Source organism: Lysobacter sp. Soil_N_51 (genome assembly GCF_057655755.1).
This window is the reverse complement of record NZ_JBDGLR010000005.1, coordinates 185,659-207,260: the sequence shown is the minus strand read 5'-3', so window position 1 is coordinate 207,260 and position 21,602 is coordinate 185,659. Positions and strand designations below refer to the sequence as shown.

Below are 21,602 nucleotides of genomic sequence, written 5' to 3'. Positions count from 1 at the left end.
GCCGACGCGCCGCGCGCGCTGCGTTTCGACGATGGACGAAAGAAAAACCGATCCGGTGTGGCGGCGAAGGAGTGCGTCGCGTCGCCGCGCATGCCGGGCAACGAACGCAACCCAGGCTAGCGCGCCAGCCTCGGCGCGTACCTGAGCGGCCGTGACCGCGCGTGTGAACCTGGCTTGCGCTGCTTCGCAGATCGACCAAGGTCTAAGGCCCTAGGTCACAGGTAGCTCAACCAGCGGTCGCGGCGTCGCTGCTTGAGCCGCGCGAACCAGCGCGAGAACGGATACAGCAATGCCAGTATCGCCAACCAGACCGCGAACACCGCCGGCAAGCTCATGCCCCAACCCGATTCGAACACCTCGCGCGGATGGCTCAGGATGCCCACGAACACCGCGGCCGGAATGCCGCTGGCCACGCCGATCGCCAGGGCCGCCGCATGCACCACGTAGATATGCAGCAGATAGGTGAACAACGGCGTGCGACCGTAAGCGAGCAAAACCTCGCGCAACGGCCCGCGCAGTCGCTCCAGCGCCAGCATCAGCAGCAGCGACACGCCGAGCGTCGCCAGCGCGTACTGCAACGACGGCGGGTACTTGGATACGTTGAGGAAGGACAGCGCATCGAACACGGGATCGGCCATGCGTCGCCACGGCGAGGGATCGCCGATCGCGGCCAGACGCAGCAGCGCGAACGCGACCAGCATCGCCACGGCCAGCGCGGCGAGTGCCCGAGTGCGGCGCGCGTGAGGCATCACGAACAAAGGGCCGATCCCGTAACCCAACAGCATCAGACCGATCCAGGGCAGGGCCGGATAGGCGACGAAACCCTCGATGCCCGGCAGCACGCCGGGCCGCATCAACAAGGTCCACGCCGGCGCCAGCGCGCCGAGTCGCGCCGGGTCGAAGCCGCCCAACGCGCCATGCCCGGCGACGATCGCGATGCCGAGCGCGAGCACCAGCGGCCGCGGCAACCACAGCAACGCCGCCATCGCGATCATGCCCGCGCCGATCGCCCAGATCACCTGCAGGAACAGGAACGGCCACAGAAACTGGAAACCGAACACGATCACGGTCAACTCCAGCACGATCAGCCAGCTGCCGCGCGCGAGCAGGAACCGCGACAACTCGGAACGGGACTTGCCACCGATGCCCTGCAGGAAGATCGACACGCCGGCGAGGAACACGAAACTGGGCGCGCACAGATGCGTGACCCAGCGCGTCGCGAACAGCAGCGGCGTGGTCTGGTCGAGATCGGTGGGGTTGAACGCGAACGCCTGGCGATGGAAATAGTCGCGTACGTGATCGAGCACCATCAGCGCGATCACCAAGCCGCGCAAGCGGTCGATCATGTCCAGGCGCGGCAGGCCCAGGCGGGTCAGGCCGGCGCGGTCCGGATCGGTCTGGCCGGATGCGAGCGATACCGGTGCGGGACCGCTCGCGGTTGCCGAAGGCGGCGATGAGGTCGACATGCGCGCAAGCCCTGAGTGCCGCCGGATGCGGCGCAGGCGAGCATAACGCTGCGGGCCGGCGCGGACGCGGGCCGGCCCGCGCAGGCCGGCAAAATCAGCGAGGTCGTTGCGGGATGGACTTCAGATCCGGCGCTTTTCGAAGCGGCGCGTTTCGAAGCGGCGCGTTTCGAAATACGCCGATCCGGCGTCGACAGCGAACCCGCTCAATCCACACAGCGCGGTCCTGGCGAAGCCGCGCCAACGCTGTCATCGAAACCAGGCGGCCCCGGCCGCCATGGCATTCCCGCGCCGGCATCACGCCGTCCTGCGTTCATTCCTTGCGAATCGCATGCCCGCCGAATTCGTTGCGCATCGCCGCCAGCAGTTTGTCGGCGAACGAATCCTTATCGCGCGAGCGCAAGCGCTCCAGCAACGACGCGGTGATCACCGGCGCCGATACGTTGAGGTCGATCGCCTCGGCCACGGTCCAGCGGCCTTCGCCGGAGTCTTCGACATAGGGCGCGATGCCGTCCAGGCTCGGGTTCTTGCCCAGCGCGTCCGAACTCAAGTCCAGCAGCCACGAACGCACCACGCTGCCGTGGCGCCAGATTTCCGCGATCTGGTGCAGGTCCAGGCCGAAATCGGCCTTGTGCCCCATGATCGCGAAGCCTTCCGCGTAGGCCTGCATCAAGCCGTACTCGATGCCGTTGTGGACCATCTTGGTGAAATGGCCGGCGCCGCTCGGACCGACCCGGCCCCAGCCGCGATCGGCCGCGGGCGCGAGGGTTTCGAAGATCGGCCGCAGCCGTTCGACCGCGGCCTCGTCGCCGCCGATCATCAGGCTGTAGCCTTCCTTCAGCCCCCACACGCCGCCGCTGGTGCCCGAATCGACATAGTGCAGGCCGTGCCCGGCCAGTTCGGCCGCGCGCCGCATCGTGTCCTTGTAATTCGAATTGCCGCCGTCGATCACGGTATCGCCGGGCGACAGCAGCGGCAGCAGTTCGGCGAGGGTCGCGTCGACGACCTGCCCGGCCGGCACCATCAGCCAGACCGCGCGCGGCGCGGGCAACGCGGCGACCAGTTCGGCCAACGAGGTCGCCGGCGCGATGCCGCGCGCGGCGGCCTGCTCGCGCGCGGCCGGACCGGGATCGTAACCGCCGACGGTGTGGCCGCCGCGGACCAGGCGTTCGGCCATGTTGGCGCCCATGCGGCCGAGACCGACCATGCCAAGTTCCATGTTTTCTCCAGTAGCGATTGCTGTTCGATGGGCCGAACCAGCGGAGGATTCCGCCGCGGCGAAGCCGCTGATGTTCCCGCCCGGTGCGATAAGGAAGTGTGAGCGCAAACGCGCAATCAAAGTCCGCCGACGCAACGCAGTGTCGCGCATTCGATCAAGGCGGCGCGGATGCGTCCACCGCCCCGGCCCGGCGCGCGGCGCGGTGGCGATGGATCGCGTGCATGCCCATCGGCAGGAACGCCAGCGCGAGCAGCAGCGCGTTGACGCCGATCGCCAGCCACAGAAACTCGGGATCGCGGTAGTCGATCAGGGCCACGAACAGGCCGACGATCGGTCCGGCCGCGGCGATCGCGCTATGCCACAGCGCGAGTTTGCGCGAGCGGTAGCGATCGAACAACGCCAGCAACGCGAACACCACGAGTTGCAGCGCGCTCCACGGCGCCACCAGGTAGAAGGCGAAGAACAGCGCCAGCATGCCGTCGTAGTTCGACGCCCAGGCAGGCGCCGATGCGGCCAGCAGCGCCGACGCCGCCACGGTCGTGGACACAGTCTTCGCCCGCATGGTCCGCACCTGCCTTGGAATGGACGCTGCGACTATCGGCGTTCGCCGCGCGCGCCGCAAGCGCGCGACGGCCGGCGCGACATGGAGCACAACGCAACGCGCGAACGCCGATCCGCTACAACGATCCGCGCGCGGCCTGATCCTTGCCGCGCTTGCGCATCTGCATCGCCTCGAACACCGCGATCGCGGTCGCGGCGGGCTGATCGTTGGGAATATCGTGGCCGCTGTTCTCGATCACCACCCGCTTGCCGGTGCGCGAACTCGCCATCAGCGCCAGATGGGTCTGCTCGCGCGCCGCGGTCAGCGCCTTGAGATCGTCGGGCGCGATGCCCTGATACGGACGGTCGGCGCTGAGCACGATCAACGGCTTGCCGTCGTGACGCTCGCTCTTGGCCACCGCGCCGGCGTACAGCACGGCGCGCTGTTGCGAAGCGGAGATCATGCTTTCCCAGAACGCGGGCTGCGACCGCCAGCCGCGAATGGCCGCGTTCAAGCCATCGCTGTAGTTCGGATTCGCGCCGCGCAGGCAGTTGCGCAGCGCCGGCGGCGGCGTGCTCGTCGCGAGCTTGCCGTCCTTCGCGCCCTGTTCGCAGGCGCGGTACATCGCCAGCATCTTCGGCGCGACTTCGGCCTCGGCCTTGGCGTAGGCCGGCGAGAATTCGCCGACGTTCTGCGCCGGCGGGTCGATCAGGATCAGCGCCGACACCCATTTCGGATACAGCGTGTCGAAGCGCCGCACGACCACACTGCCGTAGGAATGGCCGGCCAGGATCACCGGCGTGTCGATATCGGCCGCGTCGATCAGCGCGCGCAGGTCGGCGACATCGGCTTCGAGATCGCGCGGCAACGGGCCGGCATCGCTATACCCCATGCCGGCGCGGTCGTAAGCGCAGACGCGATTGTGTTCGGCGATCGCCGGTTGCGATCTGGCCCAGGCCAACGAATCGGCGGCGAACCCCGCTTCCAGTATCACGGTCGGCTCGCCCTGGCCGCTGCAGCGCAGATTGAGATGACGGCCCTTGCCGATGTCGACCCGCTGCGCGGGCGCGGCATACACGTCCAGGGCCGGGTCGGGCTTGGGCGCGGGCGGCGGGGCCGCGAACGCCGGCACTGCCGCCAACGACAGCAACGCCCACAACGGCGGCGACACACGCCCGCGCTTCGTCCTGGAATCGCTCATGCCCGCCCTCGCCTTCGGTCGATGAAGGCGCGATGGTAAACAGCGAATTGTCATGTCCGCTCGCACGATGGCGCGGCCGAGACAGACCCGATTCAGCTGCGCGGCGCGGACCCGCCGCGCGCGCGAAAAAAACTTCGCCGCGGATGTCGATCCGGCCGCGACCGGTTCGTCGTGCTTACAAGAACGCGGCATTGCAGCATGGCTTAGCGCCAACGACAGGCCGCGACTACCCACCCGCTACACCACCGGAGACACCCCATGCGCTTCATGATGCTGATGATTCCCCAGGGCTACGAATCGGCCGCGCCCGGCACCCTGCCGAGCCTCGAACAGATCGAGGCGATGACCGCCTATAACCACGCGCTGCAGGAGGCCGGCGTGCTGCTTGCGCTCGACGGCCTGCATCCGCCGTCGATGGGCGCGCGGATCAGTTTTCCCAAGGGCCGGCCGCCGCGCGTGGTCGACGGACCGTTCCCGGAAGCCAAGGAAGTGCTCGGCGGCTATTGGATGCTCGACGTCGCCTCGCGCGAGGAGGCGATCGAGTGGGCCAGGCGTTGCCCGGCATCGGAAAACGAAACCATAGAAGTTCGCCAGGTGATGGGCATGGAGGATTTCCCCGAGGAGGTGCAAAAACAGGTCGGCGATCTGTGATCGATGCGTGGCCGTCGAGCCGCCGCGCATCCCACGCGCGCGGCTGAACGCTATCGCGCGGCCATGCTGGCCGCGCCATCGAGCCGCCCGTATCCTGCGTGCGTCCTTCCCAGGCTTGGCGAACTCCGTGCCCCGATCTCTGCCCGCTGCCGCCGGTTCGACCTCGGGACGAGGACGCCTCGCAAGCTTCGCGCTGCTCGCCGCGCTGTTGGCGGGCTGCGCGAGCCAGCCCAGCCAGGAAGGACGCCAGTCCGCGGACGTGCGCGCCGAACTGGCGCGCAAGATCCCCGCCTCCACCGCGGATCGAGACGGCTGGGCGGCCGACATCCAGGCCGCGCTCGCCGCGCAGCGGATCGATCCGTCCAGCGAAAACCTGTGCGCGGTGCTGGCGGTGATCGAGCAGGAGTCCGGCTACCGGGCCGATCCCCGCGTGGACGGGCTGGCGCGGATCGCGCGCGAAGAGATCGACCGCCGCGCCGCGGCGAAGCACATCCCCAAGTTCATGGTGACCGCCGCGCTGCAGATCAAATCCCCGGATGGGCGCAGTTACGCGCAACGTCTGGAATCGGTGCGCAGCGAACGCGAACTGAGCGAGCTCTACGAGGACATCATCGGCCGCGTGCCGCTGGGCAGTCGTTTGTTCGCCGGCATGAACCCGGTGCAGACCGGCGGCGCGATGCAGGTGAGCATCGACTTCGCCAAGGCGAACGCGCGCGACTATCCGTATCCCGTGAGCGGTTCGATCCGCGAGGAAGTGTTCACCCGACGCGGCGGCCTGTATTTCGGCATCGCCCACCTGCTCGGCTACGCCACGCCCTACACCCGCAAGTTGCACCGGTTCGCCGACTACAACGCCGGCTGGTACGCCAGCCGCAACGCGGCGTTCCAGAACGCGGTGAGCAAGGCGTCCGGCATCGCGCTGGCGCTGGACGGCGACCTGCTGTCGCCCGGCGCGCCGATGAAGGCGCCGGGCAAGACCGAGATCGCGGTGCGCGCGCTGGGCGCGCGGTTGGGCATGGACGATGCCGCGATCCGGCGCGCGCTCGGCCGCGGCGACCGGCTCGACTTCAGTGAGACCGATCTGTACACGCGCGTGTTCGCTTTGGCCGAAACGCGCGGACCGCTGCCGCGCGCGCTGGTGCCCGGCATCGCGCTGGAAAGCCCCAAGATCACCCGCAAGCTGACCACCGCCTGGTTCGCCGATCGCGTCAACCAGCGCTACCAGCGCTGCATGCTCAAGCCGTGACCGTTCTTCGCGCCGCGCCGGACCGGGCGTTGCCGGCCGCGGCGCCGATGCGAACGCCGGGATCGGCTCTAGGCAGCGTTTCCTGAACAGGCGAAAATCATTTCGACCGCGATGTCGATTCCCGCGCCTTCGGTTCGTCGTTCCAATGAGGCGGGCAGTTCACCGGTGCCGTTGCGCACCGCCGCCCTATTCGTTCCGTGTTCCCACCAGGAGATTTCCATGTCCTACATCGACGGTTTCGTGATCGCCGTACCCGCGGCCAACAAGCAGAAATTCATCGACTACGCCCGCCAGTTCGATCCGATCTTCATCGAACTCGGCGCGCTGCGCGTCATCGAAGCCTGGGGCGACGATGTGCCGGACGGCAAACTCACCGACTTCCGCAAGTCCGTGCAGGCCACCGACGACGAAGTGGTGGTGTTCTCCTGGATCGAGTGGCCCGACAAGGCCACCCGCGACGCCGGCATGAAGAAAATGATGGAAGACCCGCGCATGGACCCGTCCAACCCCGACAACCCGCCGATGCCGTTCGACGGCAAGCGAATGATCTTCGGCGGCTTCGAGTCCGTGGTCGAGATCAAGTAAACACCGCATCGCCCGTCCAGACCTTCGCCCCGCCCTCCAGCGTGGCGAAGGCGCGGGCACGACCGGCAACACAGCACGATATCAATGGCCGAACTTAGCCAGTGTCGCTTCACAACGTGTCGTGTCACGCTGAGGCCGAGACGCTATCCCAGCATCAATCCACGATGCCAGGTTGATTCACCAGCGCTGCGAAGCCTGTAACTCGCGTTAGCAAAAGCACACCCGAAGGGCGGCGCACATGGATGTGCGCCGTGCGCCACCGAGACAGGATGTCTCGTGTGGCGCACGCCCGCGGAAGCCCCGTACTTGCGGGCTCTTGACTCGAAGAAAAGCGTTTTTCTTTGGTTACCTTTTGACCGAAGGGAATCCAGACGAACTTTTGTCGCTTTTGACAAAAGAAAGTGACCCGTCGCTTTAGTGGCGGAAGCTTTTGATCCTGCTGAAAGCTTTAAAAGCTCTGAAGCTCAAGAAACCAAAGGCAGAATCAACAGACCTGTTCATGAGCACGCACAAAATCGTCCCCGTCTGCTCAAGCTTCAGATGAAAGACTTAGTGATGAAAAGAGCCCGCGCCAGTACACACGCCGCGAACCGTTTCACCAATCCCGAATCCCGAATCCATAATCCCGGCCCTCAAGCTACCTCTCTGTGCGCCCCGGCCTGCCAAATCTCATACCACTCCTCAGCACTAAGCCGAACCGACAACGCCGCCACCGCCTCCCGCAACCCCTGCACACGCCCACTGCCGGTAATCGGCCAAGGCCGCGACGGATGCCGCAACAACCAGGCATAAGCCACCGTCGCCACCGACACCCCACCGTGCCGCTCGCCGACCGCAACCAGACAATCGCGCACCCGCGCCGCATGAGCGTCACCACCGGCGAACAAGCGCCCACCGCCAAGCGGCGACCAGATCATCGGCCGCATCCCGAGCAACTGACACTGATCGAGCGTACCGTCGTCGAGCGCCGGCAAATGCAGCGGCGACAATTCGATCTGATGCGTGGCCAGCCGATGCCGCGCATGCAACAACTGCAACTGCGACGGCGTGTGATTCGACACCCCCACATGCAGCACCTTGCCGGCCGCCTTGAGCTGTTCGAAGGTCAGCGCCAGCGCGTCGGCGTCCATCAACAGATCGGGTCGATGGATCAGCAACAGATCAAGCCGATCGGTGCGCAGGGCGCGCAGCGAATTCTCGACCGAAGCCCGCACATGCTCGGCCGAGGTGTCGTACGACTTGATACGGTGATCGGGCCGCTGCGCCGAAGTCAGCTTGATCCCGCATTTGCTGACGAGGCGGAGGCGATCGCGCAGACCCGGCTCGGCCGCGAGGGCTTCGCCGAACAGCGCCTCGACCCGGTAATCGCCGTAGATATCGGCGTGATCGAAACTGTCGATGCCCAACGCCAGCGCCTCGTTGATCCATTGCAGGCGCTGGCCGACATCGAAGCCCCATTCGGCCATACGCCAGGCGCCGGCGACGATCGGAGACAATTGCAGCGAAGAAGGATCGGCGGACGCGGAGATGGCGGACATGACAGGCACGGACGATGGGGAGCGCTCAGTCTAGCCGCGACCGATCCCGACATCAGCAGCCGCTCAGGCCGCTGCGTTGTCGGCCAGCTCCACCGCGCGCGCATACACCGAGTCGAACAGCGCTTCCAGCCGTGGGTGCACGCCGCGAACGCCGTCGATCACCCGCGCCGACCAATCGAAGTAATCCTGCTTGCGCTGGCGCGACCAGTTCGGCGGCGGCGCGGCGAGCAAATCGCGCAGGTTGCAGATCTTGTCGGCGAGCTTGACCAACTGCGCCTCGCGCGAGGCATGCGCGGCGTGTTCGATCTGCAAGCGTTTGCGTTCGGCCTTGGGCAGGGCCTTGTCGTCGCTGACCTCCAGCACCACCGCGGCGATGCGGGCGCCGAATATCGCTTCCAGTTCGTCCGCGCTGGTGTCGGTGTCTTCGATCGTGTCGTGCAGCAAGGCCGCGCACAGCGCGACGGTATCGTCGACGCCGCCTTCGTTGGCGAGCACGTCGGCCAGGGCGATGGGATGGTTGATGTAGGGCGAGGCGGCCTGGTCGAGGCGGCGTTGGTGGCGGTGACGCTCGGCGGCGAAAGCCGCGGCGCGGATCAGCAGGCGGTGATCGGTGCTCATAGGATTCTCCTGGTCATGCGGGCCCGCGCCCAGCCGTCGGCGCCACGCGGCTCGGGCCGCGCGGCGACAATCGGAAGGGGGAGCGCGGCGGGACCGGTCGCAGAATGCGAGTCCGGTGCGGCCACGAGCGCATTGTAGCGCGTCCGACGCCGTCGTAAGCAGCCGACTTATCGCGCTGCAAGCGCTTCCAGCGGTCGACTTATGCGGCTACGGCCGCGATCGCCTCGATCTCGAACAACATGCCGTCCAGGGCCAGGCGCGGCACCGGAATCAGGGTGCAGGCCGGCCGATGATCGGCGCCGAAGGCCGCGGCCAATTCTTCGCCGAATACGCGCAGGCGTTCGTGACTGTGATCGACGATCAGCACGGTCAGCTTGACCACGTCCTCGCCGCGCGCGCCGCCGGCCTCCAATGCGGTCAGCAGATTGCGCATGGCCTGACGCACTTGCTGGCGGAAATCGGGATCGAGCGCGCCGTCGGCGGTCTCGCCGCCCTGCCCGGCGACGACGATCCAACGCGCGCCGGGCTCGATCAAGGCCAAGTGGGAATAACCATTGGGCGCCGGATCGTACAGGCCGGCCGGATTGCTGAGTGCGAACACGGGTTTTGGGGTAGCAGCGTTCATCGTCGATCCTTGCAGGTGAGGTAAACGAAGTGCGCACGACGGCGCGACATTCAATCCGCGCGCGTTCGTTGCACTGTCGTGTGGATGACGATCCGATGCCGGCGACCGTGACATGGCGATGCGCGCGACCGACGCGGGTATCGCCTCGTCATGCAATACGCGCCAACTCAGCAAAGGCTCGGACTCAAGCCACCGCGCCTTGCGCCGAACGCTTCAACTCGAAGCCCTCGTCCAGCCAGCCGGTGATGCCGCCGGCCATCAACTTCACCGGATAACCCAGTTCGGCCAGGCGCAAGGCGCCGCGTGCGGCGCCGTTGCAATGCGGGCCGGCGCAGTAGGTCACGAACAAGGTATGCGGCGGATACGCGCTCATGCGCGACGCGATGATCTTGCGATGCGGCAGGTTGATCGCGCCGGCGATATGGCCGCGCGCGAACAACTGCGGGCTGCGCGTATCGACCAGCACGAAGCCGGGCTCGCCCGACTGCAGCGCCTCGCAGGTGTCCCAGCAGTCGGTTTCGAACGCGAACTGGGCCTGGAAATGCGCCAGCGCCTGGGCGGGCGTGGCGGCGGGGATCGCGGTGACGGCGTTGGCCATGGCGGACTCCGGGGTGCGGGAAGGTATGGCCATTGTCGGTCGCCGCGCGGCGGTCCACCATTGGCGGCAATGCCATCCATCGATCAAATCATGCCTAAGTCGAAAATCGCGCCCGACGGCATCGGTCCGATCAATCCGCGGGTCGCCGTGCTGGTCTACGACGGCCTGTGCGCGTTCGAATTCTCGTGCGTGGCCGAAGTGTTCGGATTGCCGCGGCCCGAACTCGGCCGCGACTGGTACCGCTTCGAAACCTGCGCCGCGCAGCGCCGGCCCTTGCGCGGCCAATACGGGTTGAAGCTGTCGGCCGACGCCGGCCTGGACCGGCTGGTGCGCGCCGGCACCGTGATCGTTCCGGGCTGGGCCTCGCTCGACACGCCGGTGCCGCCGCGCATCGTCGCGGCGCTGCGCGAGGCGTACGCGCGCGGCGCGCGCTTGCTGTCGGTCTGTTCGGGCGCGTTCGTGCTCGCCGCGACCGGGCTGCTCGACGGCCGCCGCGCCACCACCCACTGGCGCTATGCCGATGCCTTGCGCGAGCGCTATCCGCGCATCGAGGTCAATCCCGACGCGCTGTACATCGACGAAGGCCGCCTGCTCACCTCCGCCGGCAGCGCCGCCGGCCTGGACCTGTGCCTGCATCTGGTGCGCCGCGACCGCGGCGCGAAGATCGCCAACCATGTCGCCCGCCGCCTGGTGGTTCCGCCGCATCGCGACGGCGGCCAGGCGCAATACATCGATCGTCCGGTCGAATCCAGCGAACGCGGCGCGCTCGCGCCGCTGCTCGATGCCTTGCGCCGACGCCTGACCGAACCGCTGCCGATGGCGGAACTGGCGCGCATGGCGTCGATGAGCGAACGCAGCTTCATGCGCCGCTTCAAGGCCGCCACCGGCACGACCCCGGGCGACTGGCTGATCCAGGCGCGGGTCGAACGCGCGCGCGAACTGCTCGAAACCACCGCCGCGTCGATCGATCGGATCGCCGCGCAGACCGGCTTCGGCAGCGCGATCACCATGCGCCATCATTTCCGCCGCAAACTCGGGCTGAGCCCGCGCGATTACCGCGAACGCTTCGCCCGCGGCGCCACGACCGACTAAGCCCTTCGTCCAGCGCGACGTTATCCGTCCAGCGCGCCGGCTTCGTCCAGCCATTGCCGCATCGACGCGACACCGCGGTAATGATGCGCGTTGACCCCGAGCGCGGCCGCCGCGGCCACGTTGCGCGCGTCGTCGTCGACGAACAGCAGGCGCTGCGGCGCGGCGTCGGCGCGATCGAACGCGGCCTGAAACAGCGCCGCATCGGGCTTGGCCGCGCCGACCTCGCTGGAATTGACCACCGCGTCGAAATGCCGCGACAACCCCAGCGCCTCCAGATCGCGCGGCAGACGCGAGGTCGCGTTGCTGACCAGGATGCGACGCAGACCCGGCCGGCAAGCTTCGAGCAAGCCCAGCACCGGCGCATCGACTTCGCCGCACGACAGCGACCATTGCCGCACCGCGTCGTCCACCTGCGCGCGCGGATGCGCCACGCGCAGACGGGCTGCGATCTGCTCGCGCCATTGCCCGTCGTCGATGCGCCCGGTCACCACCTGCGCCAACAGCTCCGGCGCGAACGCGGTCGCGCGCAGACTGCCGCGCGGCAGGTCGTGGGCGGCTTCGATCGCCGCGTCGCGCTCGGGCCAGCGGCGCAGCACACCATCGAGATCGATCAGCAACGCGTGGTAGTTCATGGGATCGCCCGCGAGTGGGTTGCATCGATTATCGGCAAAGATGCCGGCCCAGGTCGCGCGATCCGCGTGCGCGATCGTGAATACATCGAACGCGATGCCTCAACCGGCCGCATCGCGCCTGCGCTCGAAACGCAGCCCTTCGGCCGCTTTCGCGCTGCCGCTGCGCACGAAGCCGAGTTTGCTCAGCACCCGCACCGAGGCCGGATTGGCCCATTCGGTTTCGGCGATCACCCGCTCCACCCGCGGCTGCGCCAGCGCCCATTCGACCAGCGCGCCGGCCATTTCCGAGGCGTAGCCGCGGCCTTCGAACTGCGGCAACACCGCATAGCCGACCGCGACCTCGCCGTCGAGCGGCGGACCGATGAAACCGCCGCTGGCGACCAGCACCGCCGCGCCGTGCTCTTGCCGCGCCAGCGCATACCAACTGAACCAGCCGCCGCAGGCAGGCGCGGCCTGCAGCCACAGCGCGAACAACGGCAGCGCCTCGGCCACGGTCTGGGGCGGCCACGCTTCGGGAATATGCGCATCGAGCAAGGCGGCGAACGCAGCACGGTCTTCGAGTTCGGCGCGGGCCAGCGCGAGCGTGGCCGGCACCAGCCGCAGGCGCTCGGTGACGATCGGCTCGGCGCCCGGCGGGGCGATCGGAAGTACGGCATCGCGCTTGAGGCTCATGCTTGCGACCGCCTGACGAAACCAGAACCCGGAACTGCACCTTACCCCGCATGACCGCGCGCAGGCGACCACGACGGCAGCGGGCCGCGGCGCAACGACGGCGATGCGCGCCATCGCGCGCCGACAAACGCGACGCCCATCACTCATCCGACATGGCGCTGTCCTGCGCCGGCCGGGTTCTACGTGGGCTTCGTTCAGGGCGCCGATATCCGCATGCGATCGCCGCGCCCTCCGCTTCCGCATTCCGCCAGGACGGCGCCGCGCGACCAGCCCTTCGCTGCGTCCGCTCCCCTCACTCGCCCCCCACCACGGAGTCCTCATGAGCACCTTCACCACCCGCGCCGGCGTCGACCTGTACTACAAGGACTGGGGCAGCGGCCCGATCGTGGTGTTCTGCCACGGCTGGCCGCTGAGCGCCGACAGTTGGGAAGCGCAGATGTTCTTCCTCGCCGGCAACGGCTATCGCTGCATCGCCCACGACCGTCGCGGCCACGGCCGTTCCAGCCAGCCCTGGGACGGCAACGACATGGATCACTACGCCGACGACCTGGCCGAATTGCTCGAACATCTGGATGTCACCGACGCAGCCTTGTTCGGCTTCTCCACCGGCGGCGGCGAAGTCGCGCGTTACATCGGCCGCCACGGCACCGCGCGGGTTCGCAAGGCCGGACTGATTTCGGCGGTGCCGCCGCTGATGCTGAAAACTCCGGCCAATCCCGGCGGCCTGCCGATCGAGGTGTTCGACGGCCTGCGCGCCGGTTCGCTCGCCGACCGTTCGCAGTTGTATCAGGACCTCGCCGCCGGCCCGTTCTTCGGCTACAACCGGCCCGGCGCCACCCCGTCGCAAGGCGCGATCGATTGGTTCTGGCTGCAGGGCATGGCCGGCGGCCACAAGAACACCTACGACTCGATCGCCGCGTTCTCGGCCACCGACTTCAGCGAAGACCTGAAAAAATTCGACGTGCCCACGCTGATCGTGCACGGCGACGACGATCAGGTGGTACCGATCGACGCCGCCGGCCGCGCCTCGGCCAGACTGATCGCCGGCAGCAAGCTCATCGTCTATACCGGCGCGCCGCATGGCCTGACCGACACCCACAAGGACCGGCTCAACGCCGACCTGCTGGCGTTCCTGCAATCGTGAAACCATCGCGCTGACACACACCGCCGCGCTCGCTTGCGCGAGCGCGGTTTTCTCCCAGGCATTCCCAGGAGCCCAGGCATGTTCGGTATCACAGCGTTCGGCATGTTCCACACCCTGCTCGGCCTGATCGCGGTCGCCGCCGGCTTCGTCGCGATCGCGCGCCACTACGAAATCGCGATGGCCTCGCGCAGCGGACAGTTGTACGTCTGGATGACCGTGGCCACCTGCATCACCGGTTTCTTCATCTTCCATCACGGCGGCTTCGGCAAGCCGCATGTGCTCGGCATCGTCACCTTGCTGGTGCTGGCGGTCGCGTGGCTGGCCGAGCGGCGCAAGCTGTTCGGTCGCATTTCCCATTACATCGCCGCCATCAGTTACACCCTCACCCTGTTCTTCCACATGATCCCGGGTTTCACCGAAACCCTGACCCGCGTGCCCGAAGGCCGCCCCTGGGCCAGCGGCCCGGACGACCCGCAACTGGCGCAGTTGATCGGCGGCGTGTTCGTGGCGTATCTGGGCTTGATGGTGTGGCAGGGGTTGCGGATCCGGCGCGAGCGTGGAAGGGCGAAGGTTGTGCATGACATCGCCCCGGCGGATCGCGCGGGCGGTTAAGCCGTATCGGGTTACGTCGGTTGCTCAGGTCGATGCTTCGTCGGCGCGGTGGCGCAGGTCCACCGCGAATCCGAACGAACCGCGCTACCATCCGCGCTTAGCATGGAACCCCGCGCAAGCCCGTCATGAAGACCCTGCAACTGTGGCCGATCCTGAGCCTGGAACCGAGCGAAGGCGAACTGGTCGCCTTCGATATCGGTCCCGATCGCGCGGTGTACCTGCTGCATGCGCTCAAGACGCTGGATTATCGACGCGAAGAAAAGGGCGCGAGTTTCGCCAAGGCCCGACCCGCGACGCCGCAGCGCTACCGCGCGCAGGCCTGGCTGGATGGCGCGCGATTGCTGGACCTGACCATCGACAACGAGCCGTACAACATCCACGCCCTGCAACCGCTCGGCGAGGATCTGCTGCTGGTGTGCGCGCGCTCCAACCAGCGCGGCGGCGACAGCGATCTCAACGGCCGCGTCTATTCGAAAAGCGGCCGGTTGCTGGACGAAATCGCGCTGGGCGATGCCATCGAGCATGTGCAGACGACCGCACGCGGCGAGATCTGGACCGGCTACTTCGATGAAGGCGTGTTTGGCGACCATCCTCTGTCCGCGCATGGCCTGGTCGCCTGTGACCGGCAAGGCACGCCTGTGTTCCGTTACCAGCCCGAAGCGCCGCTGGACCTCATGGCCGATTGCTATGCGCTCAACGTCGCCAGCCACAACGAGGCATGGACCTGCTACTACACCGACTTCCCGCTGGTGCAGGTGCGCGACCATCGCATCGTGCGCCACTGGAACGTACCGGTGTACGGCGCGCATGCGTTCGCCGTGTATCGCGATCACACGTTGTTCGCAGGCGGTTACGACGCGCGCCATACCTTCACGCTGTTGCGACTGGACGACGGTCCGAGCGCATCGGTCGCGGCGGCGTTCGAGCTGATCGATGAGCACGGCGAACCGCTCCGGGCCGAGCTCGTTCGCGGACGCGGCGACACCCTGTACCTGCACCGGGACGATCGCATCTACGCCTGCGATATCCATCAGGCATTGAGCGCGTTCGCGAACTGAGCGGCGCTCAATGCGCCGGGTGTCGCGCGCTCTTGATCCGCGCGCTCTTGATCCGATCGATCTGCTCGCTCAAGCCGCGCTCGAACGCCCGACCTTCGTTCAGACGACGATCGATCTCGGCCATCGGCAACCAGCGCCCCTGCGCGAACACACCGGCGATCTTCGACACGTTCTGGATATCGGCCAGCGGATCGGCATCGAGCAGGACCAGATTCGCGCGCTCGCCTTCGCGCACCGCGCCGCTGCCGGCATCCGGATCGAACAAACGATGGGCGTTGATCGAGGCCGCGCGCAGCACGTCGAGCGGGCGCAATCCGACCTCGCGCAGTTCGATCATTTCCTGCTGCACCGACACGCCGAACGCGAGCCCGGGCAAGGCCGCATCGGTGCCGACGGCCAGCCTCACCCCGCGCTTGTACAGCTCGCGCGTGAGCACCCGGGCGAAGTCGTAACCGGCCGAGAACGTGTCGGCGCCGTCCTGATCGCGGAACGCCTGGCCCAGGTAGCGATTGGCCGGCGGCGTCCAGTCCAGGCGGGTGATCGGGTCGACGAGTTTGATCCAGTCGCCGGGCACCGACGGCACTTCGCGCTGCACATACATGCCGACGATGGTTTTCAGCGTGATCAGGGTCGGCGTCACCGAAGCGCCGCTGGCCTCGACCGCCCGCGCCAGCGCCTCGATGTCCTTGGGCGACAGATCGCTGCCGACGCGGGCGAGACGCGCCAGTTCCTCGCTGTGGGCGATGTTGGTCATGGGATGGGCGAACGCGAACGCGCGATCGGCGCAACTCGCGCAACCCAGCTCGGGCAGATGGCCGGTGGTGATGAAGCCCTGACGCCTGGATTCCTCGACCACCGCCTGATAGGTCTCGCGATTGAGGAACTGATACGGCTTGATGAAATCGTAGCCGCGTTCGCGTGCGCGGCGCACCGCGGCGATGCCGTCGGCGGCGGTGTACGGCGCCTCAAACCTGGACGCCGGCACCGTCGACTCGGGCTTGATCGCGACCGCCGCGCGCGGCCCGTTGATGCGCTTGCCCACGTACAGCCGCGGGCCGTCGATGCGGCCTTCGTCGATCTGCCCGCGCAACCACAGCAGATCCTCGTCGCTGCCCGCGCTGCCGCCGAGGTTGGCCGCTCCGGTGACCCCGGCCTTGAGGAACGACAGCATCACCTGCCGGTCGTAGGCATGATCGCGACCCAGGTCGAGCGCGGCCATCGCCGGATCCTTGCTGTCGCGGATCGCGCCTTCGGTGGCGATGTGGACATGCGCGTCGACGAACCCGGGAATCAAAAACTTGCCGCGCCCGTCGACCACTGTCGCGCCCTCGACCTGCGTCCGCGCGCCCTGCGCGGCGATCCGCGCGATCTTGCCGTCGCGGATCAGCACCGTGCGATCGCGCAGCACCTCATCGGTATCGACCGGGATCACGGTGACGTCGGTAATCAGATAACTTCCGGCCGCCGCAGGGGCCGCCACCGCGGCGGCCGACAGCGATGCAAGTCCGAGGCTTAGCGCCAGCGCATGAACGATCATTCAACTCTCCCGATGCTTGCGAGCCGATGATAAACACGCGGACACCGCCGGCATGGGCCAGACCTCATACCGCCGATCGCAATCCGCCCTCAACAGATGCCGCCGATGGCGCTATGGTTGAAAGCCGCAATCGTTCGGCAGGCTTATGAACCAAGCCGATGGCGATCGGTACACCGACTGGCGATGGCTGGCCTGCGACGCGATCGGCCGGGTCGCCGCGTTCACCACCGCCGGATCCGGCCCGACTCCGCGCTCGGCACGGGCCACTGTGGACGGGGTCGAGGCCGGCGTGGATGGCTTGCCGATCCGCGGCGCTTATCGGCTGATTGCGCACGCCGGTAACGTCGAGGATTGGATAAGCTGCGCTCAGCGCGGCCTGTTCGCCTACGACTGGAGTCAGATCGCCGCGGACGATGGCGGCTACGCTTACGAATTGCTCGCCGTGCCGCTCGCTCCGATCCGGCTGTCGGAGTTGCCGTCGCCGCTGCGTGAGCTCGCCGCCGCGACGACGATCGCCCATGTCGTCTTCGGCGAAAACGATCTGCTGTCGCGCCGCCTGCTTCCCGATACCGAGTTCCCCGCATGAAAGACAAAATCGTCGTATTCACCGGCGCAGGCGTCAGCGCCGAAAGCGGCCTGAAGACCTTCCGCGACATGGGCGGGTTATGGCACGAGCATCGCCTGGAGGACGTGGCCTCGCCGCAGGGCTGGCAGCGCGATCCGGCCACCGTGCTGCGCTTCTACAACGAGCGCCGCCGCGGCGTGCTGGCCGCGCGCCCCAACGCCGCGCACGAGGCCATCGCCCGTTTGGAAGAGCGCTATGAGGTCGTGGTGATCACCCAGAACATCGACGACCTGCACGAGCGCGCCGGTTCTTCGAACGTGCTGCATGTGCACGGCGAAATCCTCAAGTCGCGCAGCACCGGGCTGACTCCGCCGCGCATCTACACGCTCAAGGGCGCGACCATCGAGATCGGCGATCTGTGCGAGCGCGGCAGCCAGTTGCGCCCGGACGTGGTCTGGTTCGGCGAGGCCGTGCGTCATATGGACGAGGCCGAAGCGCATTTCGCGACCGCCGCGAAGGTGCTCGCGATCGGCACCTCGTTGACCGTGTATCCGGCCGCGGGCCTGGTCGATTGCGCGCCGCTGGGCGCCGAGCGCGTATTCGTCTCGCCCGAGCTGCAACAGGTGCCGCGTCATTACCGTTTTCTGCACGGCACCGCGGTGAAAACCGTGCCGCCGTTGGTGCAACGGTGGCTCTCGCACTGAAAGTGCATTACGGCACTTTTCAAGCGCTTATTTTGGGGAATGCAGTGCGCTGGCGAGAACGCTAGCATGAGCGTGTTCAATCATCGCCCGGGGGGGACCGATGTTCACGTTGAGCGGCCCATGCACCCGGGCTGCGCAAATGCTTGAAAACAAGACCTTTCGTGCCACATCCCGGGCATGCACGCCGCGTCGCGCCCGTTGTCCTGATGCGTGTCGGCGTTCCCGGCGTTAGTGCGATACCGCGTGCGCCACCGTGACCGGACTCGCGACAGCGAAGACGATTGAGCGACACGATCGCGCAGCATTACGCGCATTGATTGCATCGATACGACGCCCGTCGCCGCGACAGGTACACGCAATGGATGGCCGATATCGGCGCGCTTCAAACCGACGCTCCCGCACCCCGGAGCATTCACTTTTCTCGATCGTCCGTGGCGAAGCCGCAGTCTTGGAGAGCAGATGACCAGCACCACCGCCGTAGCGCCCCCTCAACCGCGACGAAACGCGCTTCGTCCGCCGTCGCGTCCGACCGGATTTCGGCCGTGGGCGCTGGCGCTGGCGCTGTTCTGGCTGGCGCTGCCGCCACCCGCGCAGGCGCAGTTCGCGACCGGCGGCACGGGCGCCTACCGCAACAACATCATCTGGTTTCGCTGGGGAACCGGCACCTGCGGCGCCACCCAGGACAACTGCGCGGAAATCGGCAACGGCACCGCCAACCAGACCATCACCAGCCAGCAGACCTATAACGTGGCGGGCCAGCCGCTGGTGGTGACCTGCACGCTGTCCGGGGTGGACAACAACGAGTTCCGCACCTACCGCTCCGGTTTGTGGCAGGGCGACGGACTCGACGACTTGTACAACATCGGCGGTGTCGGCACGGCCAATGGCTTGCACAACGGCCTGCTGAATTTCAACCAGGGCGGGACGGCGACGGCCACGTTCGCCTGCGCGGCCACGCTGGGCGGCAACAACTTCCCGCTGGAAGGCCTGGTGGTCGCCGATGGGGAACAGTCCGGCAACATTCCGCCTGGTCAGAACGAATCGATTTCCGCCAACGCACCGACCGCAACCAGTTGGCGCATCATCGACCGCTTCCGCTCCGCCGGCTGCGCGACCAACGCCACCGCCAACATCACCGGAAACACGCTGACCCTCAACGGCAGCGCCCCGCTGTGCGCGGCCGGTCCCATGGCGGTCGCGTTCATGGAAGGCGCCACCAGCGCGACCCTCACCCTGCGCGGCGGCGGGCGCTCCGCGATGGCCTTGGGCGTGCTGGTATTCGTCGCCGACCGCAGCGATGCGCCGCTGAGTTACGGCGAGCCGCAACACTTGCCGAACTTCACCTGGAACGGCGGCAACCTGCCGACTGGCAACACCACCTACACCACCATGACCCTGGCCACGCTGAACCAGCCGGCGGTGCGCCTGGGCGCGCGCGTGGACATCGAGAACATCAGCCTGGCCGGCGCCGCGGCGAACGGCGACGACGGCAACTTCACCACCCCGACCGCCACCGACGACGAAGACGCCTTCGGCGCGATGGCGAACATCGCGCTGTCGCCGGGCGCCAGCCATACCCTGTCGGTGCCTTGCGCCGGCAACGGCGCCTTCGTGCGCGGCTTCATCGATTTCAACCGCGACGGCGATTTCACCGACGCCGGCGAAACATCCGCCTCCGCGACCTGCAACGGCACCACCGCCACGGTGAGCTGGACGATGCCGGCGGCCGCCGGGCTGAGCCCGGGCGCCAGTTTCGCGCGTTTCCGCATCGCCTCGGCCGCCGCCGAGGTGGCCAATCCGACCGGCCTGGCGAGCAGCGGCGAAGTCGAGGACCACCCGGTCACCCTGACCTCGCAGACCCTGACGCTGCGCAAGCAATGGACCGGCGCGATCGTCGGCGACGACGCCGTCATCACCGCCTCGCGCGCCGGCAGCGTGATCGACACGCTCAACAGCAACGCCGACGCCGTGGGCGAACTCGAAACCGATCCGACGCCGGTCAACGTGTTCGCGGGCGAGACCATCGTCCTGGCCGAGACCCTGGCCGCCACTAACGCCGGCAACTACGCCCCGGCCCTGGCCTGCACCGGCGCCGCCGACACCGATCCCAACGACGGCATCGCCATCGCCGCGACCGATACCAACATCGTCTGCACCTACACCAATACCCGCCTGGCCACCCTGCAACTGGCCAAGGCCTGGGCCGCCAACAGCAGAACCGGCGACACCCTGACGATCGGCGCCACCACCGGCGGCAACAGCAACACGGTGGCGTTCGACGCCACCGCGCCGACCGCGGCCAACAGCGGCGCGCCGGTGAGCGTGCGCCTGGGCGATATCGTCACTCTGCCCGCGGAAACCGGAACCGGCCTGGGCAACTACACCACCACCCTGGCCTGCACCGGCGGCCATACCCTGTCCGGAACCAACGGCCAGGCCGCCAACACGCTGACCATCACCAGCGGCAACGCGGCGGTCTGCACCTACACCAACACCCGCATCGCGCAGCAGATCAACCTGGCCAAGGTCTGGGGCGCTAACAGCACCGCCGGCCATACCGCCAGCGCGACGACGACCGGCGGCAGCGCCAACCCGACCTTCAGCGCGACCGCGCCGACCAACAGCGCCGGCCCGGCCGTGACCGTGTTCGCGGGCGATGTGCTGACCCTGCCGGCGGAAACCTTCGGCGGCGGCGCGACGGCCGCCAGTTACACCACCGCGCTCGCCTGCACCGGCGGCAGCCCGCTGGCCAGCGGCGCGACCGGGCGGACGCTGACGATCACCGCCAGCACCGCGGCGACCGTCTGCACCTACACCAACACCCTGGTGGTGGTGGACCTGTCGATCACCAAGACCAACACCTTCGGCGCGGGACCGATCGATCAGGCCAACGACACCGTGGCATCCGGTGCCACGACCTCCTATACGCTGGTCGCAACCAATAGCGGACCTGGCGAAATTACCGGCGCGATCGTGCGCGATACGCCCGTCACCGGGCTGACTTGCCCCCCGGGCAACGCGGTAGCCATCAGCGGCAATGGCGTGCCCGCGGGCAGCTTCACCGTCGCCGACCTGAGCGCCGGCATCGCGCTCGGCACCCTCGGCGCGGGGCAGAGCACGACGCTCAGCTTCGATTGCCAGGTGAATTGATGAGGGTGTCGGGGCGAGGCTGCGGGTTGCCGATGGGCGGCACACCGGTATTCGCGGACGGGGCAGCGATAACGCCGATCAAAGTACCGGCCGGCGCCTCGTATTGGTGTGGGATGTATTGCGGGCGGTGATTTCAGGTCGGCGGCGGCGA

At 67.6% G+C, this 21,602-nt stretch carries 22 protein-coding genes; 10 read left to right on the top strand and 12 right to left on the bottom strand.

Annotation, left to right across the window (positions count from 1 at the left end; all coding sequences use genetic code 11):
• Positions 1-215: 215 nt before the first annotated feature.
• From AC3A4T_RS10625 to AC3A4T_RS10610, 4 genes are all read right to left on the bottom strand, one after another.
• Positions 216-1,466 (bottom strand): acetyltransferase domain-containing protein, encoded by a 1,251-nt coding sequence (locus AC3A4T_RS10625; protein ID WP_487675367.1) that lies wholly within the window; start codon positions 1,464-1,466, stop codon positions 216-218.
• A gap of 310 nt (positions 1,467-1,776) precedes the next feature.
• Positions 1,777-2,682, bottom strand: a complete 906-nt coding sequence (gene gnd, locus AC3A4T_RS10620) for a phosphogluconate dehydrogenase (NAD(+)-dependent, decarboxylating) (protein ID WP_487675366.1) — start codon at positions 2,680-2,682, stop codon at positions 1,777-1,779.
• 154 nt (positions 2,683-2,836) lie between these two features.
• On the bottom strand, positions 2,837-3,244 hold the full coding sequence (locus AC3A4T_RS10615) for a hypothetical protein (protein ID WP_487675365.1): 408 nt from the start codon (positions 3,242-3,244) through the stop codon (positions 2,837-2,839).
• 115 nt (positions 3,245-3,359) lie between these two features.
• On the bottom strand, positions 3,360-4,424 hold the full coding sequence (locus AC3A4T_RS10610; RefSeq protein ID WP_487675364.1) for an alpha/beta fold hydrolase: 1,065 nt from the start codon (positions 4,422-4,424) through the stop codon (positions 3,360-3,362).
• 258 nt (positions 4,425-4,682) lie between these two features.
• Between AC3A4T_RS10610 and AC3A4T_RS10605 the strand changes: the two genes are divergently transcribed.
• Together AC3A4T_RS10605 and AC3A4T_RS10600 are read left to right on the top strand one after the other, a co-directional pair.
• On the top strand, positions 4,683-5,075 hold the full coding sequence (locus AC3A4T_RS10605; RefSeq protein WP_487675363.1) for a YciI family protein: 393 nt from the start codon (positions 4,683-4,685) through the stop codon (positions 5,073-5,075).
• Positions 5,076-5,268: 193 nt separating this feature from the next.
• A complete protein-coding gene (locus AC3A4T_RS10600; RefSeq protein ID WP_487675593.1) occupies positions 5,269-6,321 on the top strand; it encodes a DUF1615 domain-containing protein in 1,053 nt (350 codons plus the stop codon).
• A gap of 68 nt (positions 6,322-6,389) precedes the next feature.
• Here the strand turns inward: AC3A4T_RS10600 and AC3A4T_RS10595 are convergent, their stop codons facing one another.
• The gene (locus AC3A4T_RS10595; protein ID WP_487675362.1) at positions 6,390-6,542 is read right to left on the bottom strand and encodes a hypothetical protein; all 153 of its coding nucleotides are present in this window, start codon (positions 6,540-6,542) and stop codon (positions 6,390-6,392) included.
• Here AC3A4T_RS10595 and AC3A4T_RS10590 point away from each other — a divergent pair.
• Positions 6,541-6,906, top strand: coding sequence for a DUF1428 domain-containing protein (locus AC3A4T_RS10590; RefSeq protein ID WP_487675361.1), 366 nt, complete (start codon positions 6,541-6,543; stop codon positions 6,904-6,906). The genes AC3A4T_RS10595 and AC3A4T_RS10590 overlap by 2 nt on opposite strands.
• Positions 6,907-7,538: 632 nt before the next feature.
• Here AC3A4T_RS10590 and AC3A4T_RS10585 read toward each other — a convergent pair.
• From AC3A4T_RS10585 to AC3A4T_RS10570, 4 genes are all read right to left on the bottom strand, one after another.
• On the bottom strand, positions 7,539-8,444 hold the full coding sequence (locus AC3A4T_RS10585) for an aldo/keto reductase (protein ID WP_487675360.1): 906 nt from the start codon (positions 8,442-8,444) through the stop codon (positions 7,539-7,541).
• Positions 8,445-8,507: 63 nt separating this feature from the next.
• Complete coding sequence (locus AC3A4T_RS10580) at positions 8,508-9,062, bottom strand: HD domain-containing protein (RefSeq protein ID WP_487675359.1); 555 nt, start codon at positions 9,060-9,062, stop codon at positions 8,508-8,510.
• 199 nt (positions 9,063-9,261) lie between these two features.
• On the bottom strand, positions 9,262-9,687 hold the full coding sequence (locus AC3A4T_RS10575; protein WP_487675358.1) for a RidA family protein: 426 nt from the start codon (positions 9,685-9,687) through the stop codon (positions 9,262-9,264).
• Positions 9,688-9,871: 184 nt separating this feature from the next.
• Positions 9,872-10,285, bottom strand: coding sequence for a rhodanese-like domain-containing protein (locus tag AC3A4T_RS10570; protein WP_487675357.1), 414 nt, complete (start codon positions 10,283-10,285; stop codon positions 9,872-9,874).
• Between the two features lie 90 nt (positions 10,286-10,375).
• On the opposite strand from AC3A4T_RS10570, the gene ftrA reads away from it, so the two are divergent.
• Complete coding sequence (ftrA, locus tag AC3A4T_RS10565; RefSeq protein ID WP_487675356.1) at positions 10,376-11,377, top strand: transcriptional regulator FtrA; 1,002 nt, start codon at positions 10,376-10,378, stop codon at positions 11,375-11,377.
• Between the two features lie 20 nt (positions 11,378-11,397).
• Here the strand turns inward: ftrA and AC3A4T_RS10560 are convergent, their stop codons facing one another.
• Together AC3A4T_RS10560 and AC3A4T_RS10555 are read right to left on the bottom strand one after the other, a co-directional pair.
• The gene (locus tag AC3A4T_RS10560; protein WP_487675355.1) at positions 11,398-12,009 is read right to left on the bottom strand and encodes an HAD-IA family hydrolase; all 612 of its coding nucleotides are present in this window, start codon (positions 12,007-12,009) and stop codon (positions 11,398-11,400) included.
• 99 nt (positions 12,010-12,108) lie between these two features.
• The gene (locus tag AC3A4T_RS10555) at positions 12,109-12,681 is read right to left on the bottom strand and encodes a GNAT family N-acetyltransferase (protein WP_487675354.1); all 573 of its coding nucleotides are present in this window, start codon (positions 12,679-12,681) and stop codon (positions 12,109-12,111) included.
• Positions 12,682-13,000: 319 nt separating this feature from the next.
• Here AC3A4T_RS10555 and AC3A4T_RS10550 point away from each other — a divergent pair, with 319 nt between their 5' ends.
• The 3 genes from AC3A4T_RS10550 to AC3A4T_RS10540 all read left to right on the top strand — a co-directional run bounded on the left by AC3A4T_RS10550 (position 13,001) and on the right by AC3A4T_RS10540 (position 15,495).
• A complete protein-coding gene (locus tag AC3A4T_RS10550; RefSeq protein WP_487675353.1) occupies positions 13,001-13,825 on the top strand; it encodes an alpha/beta fold hydrolase in 825 nt (274 codons plus the stop codon).
• Between the two features lie 78 nt (positions 13,826-13,903).
• Complete coding sequence (locus tag AC3A4T_RS10545; RefSeq protein WP_487675352.1) at positions 13,904-14,437, top strand: hypothetical protein; 534 nt, start codon at positions 13,904-13,906, stop codon at positions 14,435-14,437.
• A gap of 125 nt (positions 14,438-14,562) precedes the next feature.
• On the top strand, positions 14,563-15,495 hold the full coding sequence (locus AC3A4T_RS10540; protein ID WP_487675351.1) for a hypothetical protein: 933 nt from the start codon (positions 14,563-14,565) through the stop codon (positions 15,493-15,495).
• Positions 15,496-15,502: 7 nt separating this feature from the next.
• Here the strand turns inward: AC3A4T_RS10540 and AC3A4T_RS10535 are convergent, their stop codons facing one another.
• Positions 15,503-17,032, bottom strand: a complete 1,530-nt coding sequence (locus AC3A4T_RS10535; RefSeq protein WP_487675350.1) for an amidohydrolase family protein — start codon at positions 17,030-17,032, stop codon at positions 15,503-15,505.
• A gap of 145 nt (positions 17,033-17,177) precedes the next feature.
• Between AC3A4T_RS10535 and AC3A4T_RS10530 the strand changes: the two genes are divergently transcribed.
• The 3 genes from AC3A4T_RS10530 (at position 17,178) to AC3A4T_RS10520 (ending at position 21,451) form a co-directional block, all read left to right on the top strand.
• Entirely contained in the window at positions 17,178-17,618 is a 441-nt protein-coding gene (locus AC3A4T_RS10530; protein ID WP_487675349.1) for a hypothetical protein, read from the top strand.
• Positions 17,615-18,301, top strand: a complete 687-nt coding sequence (locus AC3A4T_RS10525; RefSeq protein ID WP_487675348.1) for an SIR2 family NAD-dependent protein deacylase — start codon at positions 17,615-17,617, stop codon at positions 18,299-18,301. Before AC3A4T_RS10530 ends, AC3A4T_RS10525 begins: the two co-directional genes overlap by 4 nt.
• Positions 18,302-18,760: 459 nt before the next feature.
• Positions 18,761-21,451, top strand: coding sequence for a CshA/CshB family fibrillar adhesin-related protein (locus tag AC3A4T_RS10520; protein WP_487675347.1), 2,691 nt, complete (start codon positions 18,761-18,763; stop codon positions 21,449-21,451).
• Positions 21,452-21,602: the final 151 nt, after the last annotated feature.

Bases quoted from the DNA above. Each gene is read 5' to 3' on its own strand.
- AC3A4T_RS10625 (WP_487675367.1), bottom strand. From the start codon at position 1,466: ATGTCGACCTCATCGCCGCCTTCGGCAACCGCGAGCGGTCCCGCACCG.
- gnd (WP_487675366.1), bottom strand. From the start codon at position 2,682: ATGGAACTTGGCATGGTCGGTCTCGGCCGCATGGGCGCCAACATGGCC.
- AC3A4T_RS10615 (WP_487675365.1), bottom strand. From the start codon at position 3,244: ATGCGGGCGAAGACTGTGTCCACGACCGTGGCGGCGTCGGCGCTGCTG.
- AC3A4T_RS10610 (WP_487675364.1), bottom strand. From the start codon at position 4,424: ATGAGCGATTCCAGGACGAAGCGCGGGCGTGTGTCGCCGCCGTTGTGG.
- AC3A4T_RS10605 (WP_487675363.1), top strand. From the start codon at position 4,683: ATGCGCTTCATGATGCTGATGATTCCCCAGGGCTACGAATCGGCCGCG.
- AC3A4T_RS10590 (WP_487675361.1), top strand. From the start codon at position 6,541: ATGTCCTACATCGACGGTTTCGTGATCGCCGTACCCGCGGCCAACAAG.
- AC3A4T_RS10595 (WP_487675362.1), bottom strand. From the start codon at position 6,542: ATGGAAATCTCCTGGTGGGAACACGGAACGAATAGGGCGGCGGTGCGC.
- AC3A4T_RS10585 (WP_487675360.1), bottom strand. From the start codon at position 8,444: ATGTCCGCCATCTCCGCGTCCGCCGATCCTTCTTCGCTGCAATTGTCT.
- AC3A4T_RS10580 (WP_487675359.1), bottom strand. From the start codon at position 9,062: ATGAGCACCGATCACCGCCTGCTGATCCGCGCCGCGGCTTTCGCCGCC.
- AC3A4T_RS10575 (WP_487675358.1), bottom strand. From the start codon at position 9,687: ATGAACGCTGCTACCCCAAAACCCGTGTTCGCACTCAGCAATCCGGCC.
- AC3A4T_RS10570 (WP_487675357.1), bottom strand. From the start codon at position 10,285: ATGGCCAACGCCGTCACCGCGATCCCCGCCGCCACGCCCGCCCAGGCG.
- ftrA (WP_487675356.1), top strand. From the start codon at position 10,376: ATGCCTAAGTCGAAAATCGCGCCCGACGGCATCGGTCCGATCAATCCG.
- AC3A4T_RS10560 (WP_487675355.1), bottom strand. From the start codon at position 12,009: ATGAACTACCACGCGTTGCTGATCGATCTCGATGGTGTGCTGCGCCGC.
- AC3A4T_RS10555 (WP_487675354.1), bottom strand. From the start codon at position 12,681: ATGAGCCTCAAGCGCGATGCCGTACTTCCGATCGCCCCGCCGGGCGCC.
- AC3A4T_RS10550 (WP_487675353.1), top strand. From the start codon at position 13,001: ATGAGCACCTTCACCACCCGCGCCGGCGTCGACCTGTACTACAAGGAC.
- AC3A4T_RS10545 (WP_487675352.1), top strand. From the start codon at position 13,904: ATGTTCGGTATCACAGCGTTCGGCATGTTCCACACCCTGCTCGGCCTG.
- AC3A4T_RS10540 (WP_487675351.1), top strand. From the start codon at position 14,563: ATGAAGACCCTGCAACTGTGGCCGATCCTGAGCCTGGAACCGAGCGAA.
- AC3A4T_RS10535 (WP_487675350.1), bottom strand. From the start codon at position 17,032: ATGATCGTTCATGCGCTGGCGCTAAGCCTCGGACTTGCATCGCTGTCG.
- AC3A4T_RS10530 (WP_487675349.1), top strand. From the start codon at position 17,178: ATGAACCAAGCCGATGGCGATCGGTACACCGACTGGCGATGGCTGGCC.
- AC3A4T_RS10525 (WP_487675348.1), top strand. From the start codon at position 17,615: ATGAAAGACAAAATCGTCGTATTCACCGGCGCAGGCGTCAGCGCCGAA.
- AC3A4T_RS10520 (WP_487675347.1), top strand. From the start codon at position 18,761: ATGACCAGCACCACCGCCGTAGCGCCCCCTCAACCGCGACGAAACGCG.